This window comes from Rhodanobacter sp. FW106-PBR-R2A-1-15, assembly GCF_058789735.1.
Genome location: NZ_JBYTEM010000019.1, coordinates 65,467 through 78,546, shown reverse-complemented (window position 1 = coordinate 78,546; position 13,080 = coordinate 65,467). Strand labels below are relative to the sequence as shown.

Genomic DNA, 13,080 nt, shown 5'->3' with positions numbered 1-13,080 from the left:
CAGACACCGCCTCGTTGCCTCTGCGCACGCATCACCTGGATGCTCGCTTGCATAACGCGGAACGAGACGGTATCTACAACAACACGATTTCGTTGAACATTCCCACGCACTGGACCGACATGACCACCACGATCACCCGCATCCACGCCCGTGAAATCCTCGACTCGCGCGGCAACCCCACGCTGGAGGCCGAAATCACCCTGGCCGGCGGCGGCTTCGGCCGCGCCGCGGTGCCCAGCGGCGCCTCTACCGGGTCGCGCGAGGCGGTCGAGCTGCGCGACGGCGACAAGTCGCGCTACGGCGGCAAGGGCGTGAAGAAGGCGGTGGCCAACGTCAACGGCGCCATCGCCAGCGCGCTGAAGGGTTTCGATGCGGCCAACCAGGGCGGCCTGGACGCCACGCTGATCAACCTCGACGGCACGCCGAACAAGGGCAAGCTGGGCGCCAATGCGCTGCTCGGCGTGTCGATGGCGGCCGCCCATGCGGTGGCCGCCCAGCGCAAGCAGGCGCTGTGGCAGTACCTGGCGGAGATCAACGGCACCACCGGCAAGCCCGGCGCGCTGCCGGTGCCGATGATGAACATCATCAATGGCGGCGCGCACGCCGACAACAACGTCGACGTGCAGGAGTTCATGGTGCTGCCGGTGGGCATGCCGAGCTTCGCCGAGGCGCTGCGTGCCGGCGCGGAGATCTTCCATGCACTGAAGAGCGTGCTGCACGGCCGCGGCCTTGCCACCGCGGTGGGCGACGAAGGCGGCTTCGCGCCGAACCTGCGTTCCAACGTCGAGGCGATCGACACCATTCTCGAAGCCATCCACAAGACCGGCTACAAGGTCGGCAGCGAGATCCTGCTCGGCCTCGACGCGGCCAGCTCGGAGTTCTACAGGAACGGCAAGTACGACCTCGCCGGCGAAGGCAAGCAGTACAGCTCGGCCGAGTTCGTCGACCTGCTGGCCGGCTGGGCGAAGCAGTACCCCATCGTCACCATCGAAGACGGCATGGCCGAAGGCGACTGGGACGGCTGGAAGCTGCTCACCGATGCGATCGGCGACCGCGTGCAGGTGGTCGGCGACGACCTGTTCGTGACCAACCCGGTGATCTTCCGCGAAGGCATCGAGAAGAAGATCGCCAACGCGATCCTGATCAAGGTGAACCAGATCGGCACGCTGTCCGAGACGCTGGAAGCGATCGCGATGGCCGATGCGGCGAAGTACGCGGCGGTGATCTCGCACCGCTCCGGCGAAACCGAGGACACCACCATCGCCGACATCGCGGTGGCCACCACCGCGACCCAGATCAAGACCGGCTCGCTGTGCCGCAGCGACCGCGTGGCGAAGTACAACCAGCTGTTGCGCATCGAGGAGGCGCTGGGCTCGGCCGCGCGCTACGCCGGTCGCGAGGCGTTCCCGAACCTGACCCGACTGCCCGGCTGAACGGCCGCCCATGCTGCGCTGGGTCGCCCTGGTTCTGCTCCTGCTGCTGATCGGCCTGCAGCTGAAGCTGTGGACCGGCAGTGGCAGCATGCATGAGGTGGACGCCTTGCGCGTGGCGGTGAAGAAGCAGGCCGACGAGAACACGAAGCTGCTGCAGCGCAACCAGGCGGTCGGTGCCGACGTGCTGGACCTGAAGCACGGCGACCAGGCGGTCGAGGCGCGTGCACGCACCGAGCTGGGTCTGATCAAGCCGGGCGAGGTGTTCTACCAGGTGGTCGAGCAGCCGGCCCGCGCCGGCAGTGCGTTGCCGCCACCGCCGCCCGCCAAGCCTGCCGGGTCGCCATGAGCGCGCCGACGCTGTGGTGCGTGGTGCCCGCCGCGGGGCGTGGCACACGGGTCGGCGGTGACTGCCCGAAGCAATACCTGCCGCTGGCTGGGCGGCCGCTGATCGCGCACACGCTGGAACGGCTCGCCGCGCATCCGTGGATCGGCGGCCTGCTGGTGACGCTGGCCGCCAGTGATGCACGGTGGCCCGGCGTCGATTGCCTCAACGGCAAGCCGGTGCTGACCGCGGTCGGCGGCGTCGAGCGCAGCGATTCGGTACTGGCCGGGATCGACGCGCTGCCGGTGTCGGTGGGCGCGGACGACTTCGTGCTGGTGCACGATGCCGCGCGGCCCTGCGTGCGGCTGGCCGACATCGGCAAGCTGATCGAGCTGGCCGGCGCCGGTGACGGCGGACTGCTCGGTGCGCCGCTGCGCGACACGCTGAAGCGGGCGGATGCGGCCGGGCGCAGCGCGCTGACCGAGCCGCGCGAGCTGCGTTGGCGTGCCTTCACGCCGCAGATGTTCCGCCGTGGTCAACTGGCGACGGCGTTGCGCGAGGCGGCACGGCGCGGCGTGAACGTCAGCGACGAGGCGATGGCGATGGAGCAGGCCGGCTTCGCGCCGCGGCTGGTCGAAGGCGCTGAGGACAACATCAAGGTGACCACGGCGGCGGATTTCGCGCTGGCCGAGTTCATGCTTTCCAGGACGACGTAATGCGTATAGGGCAGGGTTTCGACGTACATGCATTCGGCGAGGGCGACCACGTCACCCTCGGCGGCGTGCGCGTGCCGTATCGCCGCGGCGTGGTGGCGCACTCGGACGGCGACGTGGTGATCCACGCGCTGTGCGACGCGATTTTCGGCGCGCTCGCGCTGGGCGACATCGGCCAGCACTTCCCGCCCACCGACGAGCGCTGGCGCGATGCCGACAGCCGCCAGTTCCTGCGCCACGCGGCGATGCTGATGGCGCAGCACGGCTACACGCTGGGCAACGCCGACGTCACCGTGATCGGCGAAGCGCCGAAGGTCGGGCCGCACGCGCAGGCGATGCGCGGGAACCTCGCCGCCGACCTGGGCTGCGAAGTCGGTCGCATCAGCGTGAAAGCCACCACCACGGAAAATCTCGGCTTCTGCGGCCGCGGCGAGGGTATTGCCGCGCAGGCATGCGTCCTGTTGGAGCGCTCGTGATCGAGCTGGAAGCCCGCAGCGCCGCAAGCCGGCTGCACGACCAGCTCGAAACCATCGTCGACCTGCTGCACCGGCATGAGGAGGACGGCCGCCTGCCGGCCGAGGTGCTGGCGGATCTACGCCAGCAGCTGGACGAGCTGCACCCGGCCGACATCGCCTTCATCCTCGAATCGCTGCCGCTGGACGATCGCCTGGCGGTCTGGCAGCTGGTCAAGGCCGACCGCGACGGCGAGATCCTGCTGGAAGTCTCCGACGCGGTGCGCGAATCGCTGATCGCGGACATGGACCGCCACGAGATCCTCGCCGCGGTCGAGCCGCTGGACGCGGACGAGCTGGCCGACCTGGTCGAGGACCTGCCCACCGCGGTGCTGCCTGAGCTGATGGCCAGCCTGGACACGCAGCAGCGCGAGCAGGTGCAGTCGGCGCTGTCCTACGAGGAGGACCAGGTCGGCGCACTGATGGATTTCGAGATGGTCACCATCCGCGAGGACGTCAGCCTAAAGGTGGTGCTGCGCTACCTGCGCCGCTTCGACGAGCTGCCCGCGCAGACCGACAAGCTGTTCGTGATCAACCACGACAACCTGCTCACCGGCGTGCTGCCGCTGCACTGGCTGCTGGTCAATCCGCCGGAGAAGATGGTCAGCGCGGTGATGGCGCCGGACGTCAACACCTTCCACCCCACCGACGACGCCTACGACGTGGCGCAGGCGTTCGAACGCTACGACCTGGTGACCGCGCCGGTGGTCGACGAGCGCGGCCACCTGATTGGCCGCATCACCATCGACGCGATGGTCGACGTGATCCGCGAGGAAGGCGAGAGCGAGGCACTCAGCCGCGGCGGCCTGCGCGAGGAGGAGGACATCTTCGCCTCGGTGTGGGCTTCGCTGAAGAACCGTTGGGCTTGGCTGGCGATCAACCTGGTCACCGCCTTCATCGCCTCGCGCGTGATCGGCTTGTTCGAGGGATCGATCGAGCGGCTGGTGGCGCTGGCCGCGCTGATGCCGATCGTGGCCGGCATCGGCGGCAACTCCGGCAACCAGACCACCACCATGATCGTGCGCGCGCTGGCACTGAACCAGATCACCGCCGAAAGCGCCAAGCGGCTGTGGCGCAAGGAGCTGACCGTGTCGCTGCTGAACGGGCTGGTCTGGGGCGGGGTGATCGGTGTTGTCGCGTGGCTGCTGTACGACAGTGTCTCGCTGGGCCTGGTGATGACCGCGGCGATGACGCTGAACTTGCTGCTGGCGGCGTTCGTCGGCGTCGGTATCCCGGTGCTGATGACGAAGTTCGGCCGTGACCCGGCGCTGGGTTCCAGTGTGCTGATCACCGCGATGACCGACAGCGGCGGCTTCTTCATTTTCCTGGGGCTGGCGACGGTGTTCCTGATGTAACCACTACCTGCCGGACCTGGTTCCAGGTTGTCGAACCCCCACTTGGCAGGGCGTCATTCCCGCGCAAGCGGGAATCCATCCTGTTCTTCAATCACGCGTCAAAATGGATTCCCGCCTTCGCGGGAATGACTCCCAAAGAAGCCGTTTCCCATGCAAGAACTTCCCTACGCCCACGGCACTCCGCCTCTTGCCGCCCGGCTGCGCAGCATGCCGGAGGATTTCCAGGTCGAGGAGATCCTCGGCTACGACGCCGACGGCAGCGGTGAACACGCCCTGCTGTGGGTGGAGAAGCGCGGCGCGAACACCGACTGGGTGGCGCGCGAGCTGGCGAAGTTCGCTGGCGTGCCGCCGGTCGCGGTGGGCTACGCGGGGCTGAAGGACCGCCACGCGGTCACCCGCCAGATGTTCTCGGTGCAGCTGGCGGGCAAGCCCGATCCGGACTGGTCGGCTTTCCCGCATGCCGACGTGAAGGTGCTGGCGGCGACGCGGCACTCGCGCAAGCTCAAGCGCGGCGCGCTGCGCGGCAACCGTTTCGTGCTGGTGCTGCGCGAGGTGGTGGGTGACCGCGCCGCGGCCGAGCGCGTGCTCGACCAGATCGCCGCGCGCGGCGTACCGAACTATTTCGGCGAGCAGCGCTTCGGCCGCGAGGGCGGCAACGTGGGGCAGGCACGGGAGATGTTTGCCGGCCGCAGGGTTGATCGCGACAAGCGCAGCATCCTGCTCTCGGCGGCCCGCTCGCACATCTTCAACGGCGTGCTTGCGGCACGCGTGGAGCAGGGCGCCTGGGACTCGTCCCTGGATGGCGAGATCTGGTCGCTCGCTGGCTCGCGCTCCTGGTTCGGCCCGGAGCCGTTCAGCGAGGCGTTGGCCGAGCGGCTGGCGCGCGCGGACATCCATCCGTCCGGCCCGTTGTGGGGCCAGGGCGAACCGCCGAGCCAAGGCGAGGCGGGCGCACTGGAACGCGAGATCGCTGCGGCGAACAGCGACCTGACCGCCGGCCTCGCGGCAGCACGCATGGACCAGGAACGCCGCCCGCTGCGGCTGCTGCCGCAAAGCCTGCGCTGGCGCTGGCTGGACGACGACGCGCTGGAACTGTCGTTCGAGCTGCCAGCCGGCGCGTACGCCACGGTGGTGGTGCGCGAGCTGGCCTCGACACCATAGGAACCTTGAAAACCCTCTTTTGTTCGTCATCCCGGCGCAAGCCGGGATCCAGCGCCATTGCTTTCGAAGGGTTTGAAAGGCACTGGATGACCAGACGTTCGTCTGTTGAAAACCCTGCTTACGCAGGAATGACGGGTTATCCGAGGCTTCCAGCTAGCTCTTGAGCAGGACGATGACCGCGCCGGTGCCGCCCTGCGCCGGCCGCGCGGAAGCGAATGCGATCACGTCGTCGCGCCGGCGCAGCAGGCGGTCGGTGAGGCCTTTCAGCACCGGTCCGGCAGCTTTCGAGCGCAGACCCTTGCCGTGCACGATGCGCACGCAGCGCAGGCCATGCTGTTTCGCTTCGGCCAGGAAGGCGGCGATGCTGGCCTGCGCGGCGGCGGCGTTCATCTGGTGCAGGTCGAGGTCGTCCTGCACGCTGAACTGGCCGCGCTTGAGTTGGCGCAGCAGTTTCGGCGGATAGCCGTCGCGCAGGTAGGCCAGTTCCTCGCCCACTTCGAGCAGGGCCGGGTCGAACGCCATGTCCAGCAGTTCTCCCGGCACTGCCGCTTCGTCCGCCTCCAGCATGCGCGGATGCGGCGCGGGCTTCGGGGCCGCCGGAGGCGCTGGCGCCGAGACCAGCGGGCGCACGTCGCCGATCGCCTCGCGGAACAGGCGGCGGTCGTCGTCGTTGACTGGCGCAGGTGTGCGGCGCTTCATGCCTGCATGCTAAGTCAAAGTGCGTGCGTGGCGGGAAAGCGGATACGCGCGATGTGAAACCCGCGCTGCGCTCCGGTAAACTCGACAATTGTGGCGCGCACTGTGGGGTCATGGAAGCGTGTCCGCAATCAGCTTTCGACGGAGCATCATGCGAGTTTTGGTCAGCAACGACGATGGCGTGGATGCAACTGGCATCCGCGTGCTTGCCGAGCGCCTCGGCGAAGTGGCCCAGGTGACGGTGGTGGCGCCCGACCGCGACCGCTCCGGCGCCAGCAATTCGCTGACCCTCGATGCGCCGCTGCGCGTGCTGCCGATGGCCAACGGCTACTACCGGGTGGCCGGCACGCCGACCGATTGCGTGCACCTGGCGTTGTCCGGCCTGCTGGACGAAGAGCCCGACATGGTCGTTTCCGGCATCAACAATTCGGCCAACCTGGGCGACGACGTGATCTATTCCGGCACGGTATCGGCGGCGATGGAAGGACGCTTCCTGGGCCTGCCGGCGATTGCGGTGTCGCTGGTCAGCCATGACCACAAGGGCGAGCACTACGACTCGGCGGCGAAGGCGGTGTTGCTGCTGATGCAGCGGCTGCTGGTCGATCCGCTGCCGGCCGACACCATCCTCAACGTCAACGTGCCGGACCGGCCGTGGGCGGAAATCAAAGGCTTCGAGGTGACCCGGCTCGGCCGCCGCCATCGTGCGGCGCCGTGCATCGCGCAGACCGATCCGCGCGGGCGACCGATCTGGTGGATCGGTCCGGCCGGCGAGGTGGACGATGCCGGCCCCGGCACCGATTTCAATGCGGTGCGGCGCGGCTTCGTTTCCGTCACGCCGATCCATGTCGACCTGACCCGCTTCCAGGCGCTGGAAAAAGTCAGCAGCTGGATGCAGCCGCTGGGCGCCGCCATGGCGGCAGGCCGCGCCAGCGACGATGAGGCGGCCTGAGCCATGACCACGTATCCATTGTCCGCCGCGGACCTGAAGGGCGAGGGGATGACCTCGCAACGCGCACGCGATCGCCTGGTGGCGGTGCTGAAGGACAGCGGCATCCGCGATCCGCGGGTGATCGAGGTGATCCGCAACCTGCCGCGCCATCACTTCATCGACCAGGCGCTGCACGCGCACGCCTACGAGAACGACGCGCTGCCGATCGGCCACGGCCAGACCATCTCGCAGCCGTGGGTGGTGGCGCGCATGACCGAGGCGCTGCTGGAGTTCGGCGTGCCGCAGAAGGTGCTGGAGATCGGCACCGGCTCCGGCTACCAGGCGGCGGTGCTGGCGGCGCTGGTGCCGCAGGTGTTCACGGTGGAGCGGATCGAGGCCCTGTTGCGCCAGGCGCGCCGGCGCTTCCGCCAGCTCGGCCTGACCAACCTGCGTTCGCGCTACGACGACGGCAAGCTGGGCTGGCCGGGCGAGGCGCCGTTCGACGCGATCATCCTCACTGCCGCCGGCGACACCATTCCCACCCGCATCCTCGACCAGCTCAGCCCGACCGGGGTGCTGGTGGCGCCGGTCGGCTCGCCGAGCCGGCAGACCCTGATCCGTATGCGCAGCGACGGGCAGGGCGATTTCATCCAGGAGGAACTGGGCGCGGTCAGTTTCGTACCGCTGCTGGGCGGGATCGGCTGATGCGCCTGTTCGGAGCACTTTATGCGCGTGCGCTGAGCTGGGCACGCGAGCCGAGAGCGCTGTACTACCTGTCCGGGTTGAGCTTCGTCGAATCGTTCATCTTTCCGATTCCGCCGGAAGTGATGCTGGCGCCGATGATGCTGGGCAAGCGGCACAGGGCGTTCTTCTTCGCCAATGTCAGCCTGCTGTTCTCGCTGCTCGGCGCACTGGTGGGTTATGTGCTGGGCCATTGGGCGTTCCATGCCCTGCGCCCGGTGCTGGATACGCTGCACCTGCTGGCACCGATCGAGCAGGGCGTGGCGACCTTGAGCCGGCAGATGGTCGAGCATCGCTGGGGCTTGTACGGCGTGCTGATCCTGGCGGCGTTGCAGCCGGTGGTGCCGATGAAGTTCGTTACCTGGGCCTGCGGCATCATCGGTGTGCCGATCCTGCCGTTCCTGCTCTGCATCGGCCTGGGCCGCGGCAAGCGTGTGTGGCTGCTGGCATTGCTGATTCGCCTGGTGGGCGAGCGTGCCGAACGGATCCTGCACGAAAACATCGAGCGGATCGGCTGGGCCGCCCTGGTGCTGCTGGCCTTGCTGCTGGGGTGGTGGTTCTGGTTGCACTGAGCCCGCGTGGCACACAGCGCCGTCGCATGAAAAAGGCTGCCTGCCTCGGTATGCTGGTGCGCATGGACCGATATCTTCCGTGCTGTGCCATCCTCGCTGCGACTCTGCTGTTTGCCGGTTGCGGCACCATGCGCAGCTCGGTCGTGGTGGAACCGACGGCCGGCGCCTACAGTGTGCACCGCCCCGCCGTTGTTGCCGCGACGCCTGCCCGCACGCCGGTTCCCGGCGGCAGCTATGCGGTCATGAAGGGCGACACCCTGTATTCGATCGCGTTCCGCCAGGGCGTGGACTTCCGCGATCTGGCGCAATGGAACGGCATCGCTGCGCCGTATACGATCTGGCCCGGCCAGCGGCTGACGCTTTCGCCGCCAGCCAGGGCGGCCGCTGCACCGGTAGCGGTCACGCGCGGCCATGCCGGTGCTGCACCCACGGTGTCGGCGCGGTCGAACTCGACGCCGGTGTTCGCGCCGATCGCGCCGGGTGCACCGCCCGTCCATTCATCCACATCGGTGAGCGCGCCGGTCGCCACCACGGCGAGCGTGCCGCCGTCGGCAAAGCCGGCCGTGCCCGCCGCAGCGGCGGCGACGTCGGTGGTGCCGGTGGCTGGCGTGCCGGTGGCTGCGCCGACGACCTTGCCGCCGCCGGCGCCTGCGGCAGCGGGCGTTTCACGCGTGACCAGCGGCGTACAGTGGCGCTGGCCCGCGGATGGCGGCCTGGTGGGCCGCTTCCAGAGCAGCGATGCGATTCCCGGCATCGAGATCGCCGGCAAGTCCGGCGACGTGGTGCGCGCCGCCGCTGATGGCGTGGTGGTGTACAGCGGCAACGGCCTAGTCGGCTACGGCGAGCTGGTGATCATCAAGCACAACGACAGCTTCCTGTCCGCCTACGGCCACAACCGCAGACGCCTGGTCAAGGAAGGTCAGCGGGTCAGCATGGGCCAGCAGATTGCCGAAATGGGTTCGACCGGCACCACCCGCGACGAGCTGGGATTCCAGATCCGCAAGGACGGCAATCCGGTCGATCCGCTGGGCTACCTGCCGCCGCGTTGATCGCGGTGGCGGCGGTCAGGCCGCCGGCAGGATGAACCCCGCAATCACCCGTCGCCCTTCACCGGCCAGCAGGTTGTAGGTGCGAGCGGCAGCGGCGTTGTCCATCACCTCGATGCCGATGCCCTTGCGCAGGAAACCGGCCAAGAACGCGGCGGCCGGAAACGCCTGGCGCTCGCCGGTGCCCAGTAATACCAGCTCGGGCTGCAGCGCCAGCAGAGCCTCGACATGGCTGGCATCCAGCGCATCGGCCGCGGTAACCGGCCAGTTTTCGACGGCGCGGTCGGGCGCCAGCAGGAAACTGCAGGTGAGTTCGCGATCGATCAAGGTGACGCCGCGCGCGCCGACGCGGCGCACGTAGAGAAAGCCCTCGGGGCGTTCGAGTGACAGGTCCATCAGCGTGGCAAGGCGATCTTCGGTTCGTCGGTATTGCGACGGAACAGCACCACGACATGGCCGATCTGGTGGATCTGCTCGGCCTCGGTGCCCCGGGTCAGCGTGTCGATCTGGGCTTGCCGATCCTCCTTGTCGCCGCCGGACAGTTTCACCTTGACCAGTTCGTGGATGTCCAGCGCCAGGCCCAGCTCCTTCACCACGGCTTCGCTGGCGCCCTTGTTGCCGAGCAGGACGACCGGGCTCAGCTCATGGGCAAGGCTGCGCAGGTAGCGGATCTGCGAGGGGGAAAGGGCCATGCGGCGGTGCTCGATTCGCGGTCAATGAACGGCAAAGGGTATCATGCGCCCACCCGTTCCCCCAATCGGCGACTGTGACGACATGGCCCGCAGCAAGAGCAGCGCAGTCTGGCTGCGTGAACACTTCAACGACGAATACGTGAAGAAGGCCCAGGCCGAGGGTTTGCGTTCGCGTGCGGTGTACAAGCTGGAGGAATTGATCGAGCGCGACCGCCTGCTGAAGCCCGGCATCAACGTGGTCGACCTCGGTGCGGCGCCTGGCAGCTGGTCGCAACTGGTGCGCAACCGGCTGGGCGACAGCGGCAAGGTGTTCGCGCTGGACATCCTGCCGATGCAGAGCATCGCCGGGGTGGATTTCCTGCAGGGCGATTTCCGCGAGGAAACCGTGCTGCACGAGCTGGAATCCCGCCTGGAGGGGCTCAAGGTGGATCTTGTGCTGTGCGATATGGCCCCCAATATGAGTGGGGTGGCGCTGGCCGACCAGATCCGGGCCATGGATCTGGCCGAACTGGCGCTGGATTTCAGCCGGCAGTGGCTCAAGCCGGGCGGCTCGTTCCTGATCAAATTGTTCCAGGGAGTCGGCTTCGACGATTACTTGCGCAGCTTGCGTGCGGACTTTACCCGCGTAACCATGCGTAAACCCAAGGCCTCGCGTGCGCGTTCGCGTGAGGTATACGCGCTGGCGACCGGCTTCAAGCCAGCCGCCGCGCATCCGGCGAGAACCGTGCATGAATGAAACAGCGAAAAACGTGTTGCTCTGGGTGATCATCGCGGTGGTCCTGTTCACCGTGTTCCAGAGCTTCAACCCGCGCGGCGCGGCTTCGTCCGACCTGCCTTACAGCTCGTTCGTGCAAAGCGTGGACAACGGCAACGTCGCCACCGCCACGATCAGCGCCGACCAGCCGGCCACCATCAGCGGCAAGCTGAAGGACGGCAGCCCGTTCCGCACGGTCGCGCCGATGCTCGGCTTCTCCACCAACGCGGTGGTCAAGCAGATGCAGGACAAGGGCGTCGAGGTCCGCCAGGACCCGTCCGAGGGCTTCTCGCTGATCGGCCTGCTGATCAGCTGGCTGCCGGTGCTGCTGATCGTGGGCGTGTTCATCTGGTTCATGCGCCAGATGCAGTCTGGCGGCGGCGGGCGCGGCGCGATGAGCTTCGGTCGTTCGCGCGCCAAGCTGCAGGGCGAGGACCAGATCAAGGTCAACTTCAGCGACGTCGCCGGTTGCGACGAGGCAAAGGAGGAGGTCGGCGAACTGGTCGAGTTCCTGCGCGATCCGGGCCGCTTCCAGAAGCTCGGCGGCAAGATTCCGCGCGGCGTGCTGATGGTGGGGCCGCCGGGTACCGGCAAGACCCTGCTGGCTAAAGCGATCGCCGGCGAGGCGAAGGTGCCGTTCTTCTCGATCTCCGGTTCCGACTTCGTCGAGATGTTCGTCGGCGTGGGCGCCAGCCGCGTGCGCGACATGTTCGAGCAGGCCAAGAAACACGCGCCGTGCATCATCTTCATCGACGAGATCGATGCGGTCGGCCGCCATCGCGGCGCTGGCCTGGGCGGCGGCCATGACGAGCGCGAGCAGACGCTGAACCAGCTGCTGGTCGAGATGGACGGCTTCGAGGGCACCGAAGGCGTCATCGTGATCGCCGCGACCAACCGTCCCGACGTGCTGGACCCGGCACTGCTGCGCCCGGGCCGCTTCGACCGCCAGGTGGTGGTGGGCCTGCCCGATGTACGCGGCCGCGAGCAGATCCTCAAGGTGCACATGCGCAAGGTGCCGATCGCCAGCGACGTAGACGCGATGACCATCGCGCGCGGCACGCCCGGCTTCTCCGGTGCCGACCTGGCCAACCTGGTCAACGAGGCGGCGCTGTTCGCCGCGCGCGAGAACGCCCGTGAAGTGCGCATGAGCCACCTGGACAAGGCGCGCGACAAGATCCTGATGGGTACCGAGCGCCGCTCGATGGCGATGAGCGAGGACGAGAAGAGGCTGACCGCCTATCACGAGGCCGGCCATGCCATCGTCGGCCGGCTGGTGCCCGAGCACGACCCGGTCTACAAGGTGACGATCATCCCGCGCGGGCGCGCGCTGGGCGTCACCATGTACCTGCCCGAGGGCGACAAGTACAGCATCAACCGCGTGGCGATCCAGTCGCAGCTGTGCTCCCTGTACGGCGGACGCGTGGCCGAGGAACTGATCTTCGGCAACGACAAGGTCACCACCGGTGCTTCCAACGACATCGAACGGGCCACCAAGATGGCGCGCAACATGGCGACCAAGTGGGGCCTCTCCGACGAGCTGGGTCCGATCACCTACGGCGAGGACGAGGACGAGGTGTTCCTGGGCCGCTCGGTGACCCAGCACAAGAGCATTTCCAACGAGACCGCCAGCAAGATCGACGAAGTGGTGCGCGGCATCCTCGACCGTGCCTATGCGCGCAGCAAGGAGTTGCTGACCGCGAACCTCGACAAGCTGCACGCCATGGCCGATGCGCTGCTGCAATACGAGACGATCGACGCGCACCAGATCGACGACATCATGGCCGGGCGTGTGCCCGGGCCGCCCGCTGACTGGAACAAGGACACCTCGACCGGCGCCACCCCGCCGCCTCCGCCGCCGAAGGGCGGTGCCGGCTCGACCGTCGGCAAGGTCGGCGACCCGGCGCCGCAGAGCCGGTCCGGCCTGGATGGCTGACCGCGGTCTGGAAGGCCATACCGACGCAACAAAAGGAGGCGACCACTGGTCGCCTTCTTCGCGTCCGGGTGGACTCGTCCTGGTGCCGCATACGGGCGCGCGTTAAGGGAGGCGTGTCACGGGCAGTCGTTCGCCGGGCATGAAAAATTCGGTGAAGAAATTTCACGAAAAGGGTTGACGAAGGCGGGCGGAGCCTGAATAATTCCGCTCCTTGCTTCGCGG

The 13,080-nt window shown here is 67.8% G+C and carries 15 protein-coding genes; 12 read left to right on the top strand and 3 right to left on the bottom strand.

Annotated features, from left to right (window positions below; all coding sequences use genetic code 11):
• Positions 1-119 precede the first annotated feature (119 nt).
• The 6 genes from eno to truD all read left to right on the top strand — a co-directional run bounded on the left by eno (position 120) and on the right by truD (position 5,496).
• Positions 120-1,433 carry a phosphopyruvate hydratase gene (gene eno / locus AC3WTD_RS11300; RefSeq protein ID WP_027492308.1) on the top strand — a complete coding sequence of 438 codons (1,314 nt, stop codon included), beginning with the start codon at positions 120-122 and terminating at the stop codon, positions 1,431-1,433.
• A 10-nt stretch (positions 1,434-1,443) separates the two neighbouring features.
• Positions 1,444-1,779, top strand: a complete 336-nt coding sequence (ftsB, locus tag AC3WTD_RS11295; RefSeq protein WP_027492309.1) for a cell division protein FtsB — start codon at positions 1,444-1,446, stop codon at positions 1,777-1,779.
• Positions 1,776-2,471 carry a 2-C-methyl-D-erythritol 4-phosphate cytidylyltransferase gene (gene ispD / locus AC3WTD_RS11290; RefSeq protein WP_027492310.1) on the top strand — a complete coding sequence of 232 codons (696 nt, stop codon included), beginning with the start codon at positions 1,776-1,778 and terminating at the stop codon, positions 2,469-2,471. The genes ftsB and ispD overlap by 4 nt, the downstream gene beginning before the upstream one ends.
• Positions 2,471-2,944 carry a 2-C-methyl-D-erythritol 2,4-cyclodiphosphate synthase gene (gene ispF / locus AC3WTD_RS11285; protein WP_027492311.1) on the top strand — a complete coding sequence of 158 codons (474 nt, stop codon included), beginning with the start codon at positions 2,471-2,473 and terminating at the stop codon, positions 2,942-2,944. Before ispD ends, ispF begins: the two co-directional genes overlap by 1 nt.
• Positions 2,941-4,335, top strand: coding sequence for a magnesium transporter (mgtE, locus tag AC3WTD_RS11280; RefSeq protein ID WP_492613846.1), 1,395 nt, complete (start codon positions 2,941-2,943; stop codon positions 4,333-4,335). The genes ispF and mgtE overlap by 4 nt, the downstream gene beginning before the upstream one ends.
• Positions 4,336-4,485: 150 nt before the next feature.
• A complete protein-coding gene (gene truD / locus AC3WTD_RS11275) occupies positions 4,486-5,496 on the top strand; it encodes a tRNA pseudouridine(13) synthase TruD (protein ID WP_492613845.1) in 1,011 nt (336 codons plus the stop codon).
• 153 nt (positions 5,497-5,649) lie between these two features.
• Here truD and AC3WTD_RS11270 read toward each other — a convergent pair whose 3' ends face one another.
• Positions 5,650-6,195, bottom strand: coding sequence for a Smr/MutS family protein (locus tag AC3WTD_RS11270; RefSeq protein WP_492613844.1), 546 nt, complete (start codon positions 6,193-6,195; stop codon positions 5,650-5,652).
• 148 nt (positions 6,196-6,343) lie between these two features.
• Between AC3WTD_RS11270 and surE the strand changes: the two genes are divergently transcribed.
• The 4 genes from surE to AC3WTD_RS11250 are packed head-to-tail and all read left to right on the top strand — an operon-like array spanning position 6,344 to position 9,482.
• The gene (gene surE, locus AC3WTD_RS11265) at positions 6,344-7,141 is read left to right on the top strand and encodes a 5'/3'-nucleotidase SurE (protein WP_235642175.1); all 798 of its coding nucleotides are present in this window, start codon (positions 6,344-6,346) and stop codon (positions 7,139-7,141) included.
• A 3-nt stretch (positions 7,142-7,144) separates the two neighbouring features.
• Positions 7,145-7,825 carry a protein-L-isoaspartate(D-aspartate) O-methyltransferase gene (locus tag AC3WTD_RS11260; protein ID WP_369491243.1) on the top strand — a complete coding sequence of 227 codons (681 nt, stop codon included), beginning with the start codon at positions 7,145-7,147 and terminating at the stop codon, positions 7,823-7,825.
• Positions 7,825-8,433, top strand: coding sequence for a YqaA family protein (locus tag AC3WTD_RS11255; protein ID WP_027492316.1), 609 nt, complete (start codon positions 7,825-7,827; stop codon positions 8,431-8,433). The genes AC3WTD_RS11260 and AC3WTD_RS11255 overlap by 1 nt, the downstream gene beginning before the upstream one ends.
• 50 nt (positions 8,434-8,483) lie before the next feature.
• The gene (locus AC3WTD_RS11250) at positions 8,484-9,482 is read left to right on the top strand and encodes a peptidoglycan DD-metalloendopeptidase family protein (RefSeq protein ID WP_492613849.1); all 999 of its coding nucleotides are present in this window, start codon (positions 8,484-8,486) and stop codon (positions 9,480-9,482) included.
• 15 nt (positions 9,483-9,497) lie between these two features.
• Here the strand turns inward: AC3WTD_RS11250 and AC3WTD_RS11245 are convergent, their stop codons facing one another.
• Positions 9,498-9,875: an Mth938-like domain-containing protein gene (locus AC3WTD_RS11245; RefSeq protein WP_027492318.1), complete on the bottom strand. Its 378-nt coding sequence runs from the start codon at positions 9,873-9,875 to the stop codon at positions 9,498-9,500.
• Positions 9,875-10,171 (bottom strand): ribosome assembly RNA-binding protein YhbY, encoded by a 297-nt coding sequence (yhbY, locus tag AC3WTD_RS11240; RefSeq protein WP_027492319.1) that lies wholly within the window; start codon positions 10,169-10,171, stop codon positions 9,875-9,877. Before yhbY ends, AC3WTD_RS11245 begins: the two co-directional genes overlap by 1 nt.
• Positions 10,172-10,253: 82 nt before the next feature.
• On the opposite strand from yhbY, the gene rlmE reads away from it, so the two are divergent.
• Both rlmE and ftsH read left to right on the top strand, forming a co-directional pair.
• Positions 10,254-10,907 carry a 23S rRNA (uridine(2552)-2'-O)-methyltransferase RlmE gene (gene rlmE / locus AC3WTD_RS11235; RefSeq protein WP_027492320.1) on the top strand — a complete coding sequence of 218 codons (654 nt, stop codon included), beginning with the start codon at positions 10,254-10,256 and terminating at the stop codon, positions 10,905-10,907.
• On the top strand, positions 10,900-12,858 hold the full coding sequence (gene ftsH / locus AC3WTD_RS11230) for an ATP-dependent zinc metalloprotease FtsH (RefSeq protein WP_193385121.1): 1,959 nt from the start codon (positions 10,900-10,902) through the stop codon (positions 12,856-12,858). The genes rlmE and ftsH overlap by 8 nt, the downstream gene beginning before the upstream one ends.
• The last annotated feature ends 222 nt before the right edge of the window (positions 12,859-13,080 follow it).

Excerpts from the sequence above, each read along its gene's own strand:
- eno (WP_027492308.1), top strand. The coding sequence starts at position 120 with ATGACCACCACGATCACCCGCATCCACGCCCGTGAAATCCTCGACTCG.
- ftsB (WP_027492309.1), top strand. The coding sequence starts at position 1,444 with ATGCTGCGCTGGGTCGCCCTGGTTCTGCTCCTGCTGCTGATCGGCCTG.
- ispD (WP_027492310.1), top strand. The coding sequence starts at position 1,776 with ATGAGCGCGCCGACGCTGTGGTGCGTGGTGCCCGCCGCGGGGCGTGGC.
- ispF (WP_027492311.1), top strand. The coding sequence starts at position 2,471 with ATGCGTATAGGGCAGGGTTTCGACGTACATGCATTCGGCGAGGGCGAC.
- truD (WP_492613845.1), top strand. The coding sequence starts at position 4,486 with ATGCAAGAACTTCCCTACGCCCACGGCACTCCGCCTCTTGCCGCCCGG.
- AC3WTD_RS11270 (WP_492613844.1), bottom strand. The coding sequence starts at position 6,195 with ATGAAGCGCCGCACACCTGCGCCAGTCAACGACGACGACCGCCGCCTG.
- surE (WP_235642175.1), top strand. The coding sequence starts at position 6,344 with ATGCGAGTTTTGGTCAGCAACGACGATGGCGTGGATGCAACTGGCATC.
- AC3WTD_RS11260 (WP_369491243.1), top strand. The coding sequence starts at position 7,145 with ATGACCACGTATCCATTGTCCGCCGCGGACCTGAAGGGCGAGGGGATG.
- AC3WTD_RS11255 (WP_027492316.1), top strand. The coding sequence starts at position 7,825 with ATGCGCCTGTTCGGAGCACTTTATGCGCGTGCGCTGAGCTGGGCACGC.
- AC3WTD_RS11250 (WP_492613849.1), top strand. The coding sequence starts at position 8,484 with ATGCTGGTGCGCATGGACCGATATCTTCCGTGCTGTGCCATCCTCGCT.
- AC3WTD_RS11245 (WP_027492318.1), bottom strand. The coding sequence starts at position 9,875 with ATGGACCTGTCACTCGAACGCCCCGAGGGCTTTCTCTACGTGCGCCGC.
- yhbY (WP_027492319.1), bottom strand. The coding sequence starts at position 10,171 with ATGGCCCTTTCCCCCTCGCAGATCCGCTACCTGCGCAGCCTTGCCCAT.
- rlmE (WP_027492320.1), top strand. The coding sequence starts at position 10,254 with ATGGCCCGCAGCAAGAGCAGCGCAGTCTGGCTGCGTGAACACTTCAAC.
- ftsH (WP_193385121.1), top strand. The coding sequence starts at position 10,900 with ATGAATGAAACAGCGAAAAACGTGTTGCTCTGGGTGATCATCGCGGTG.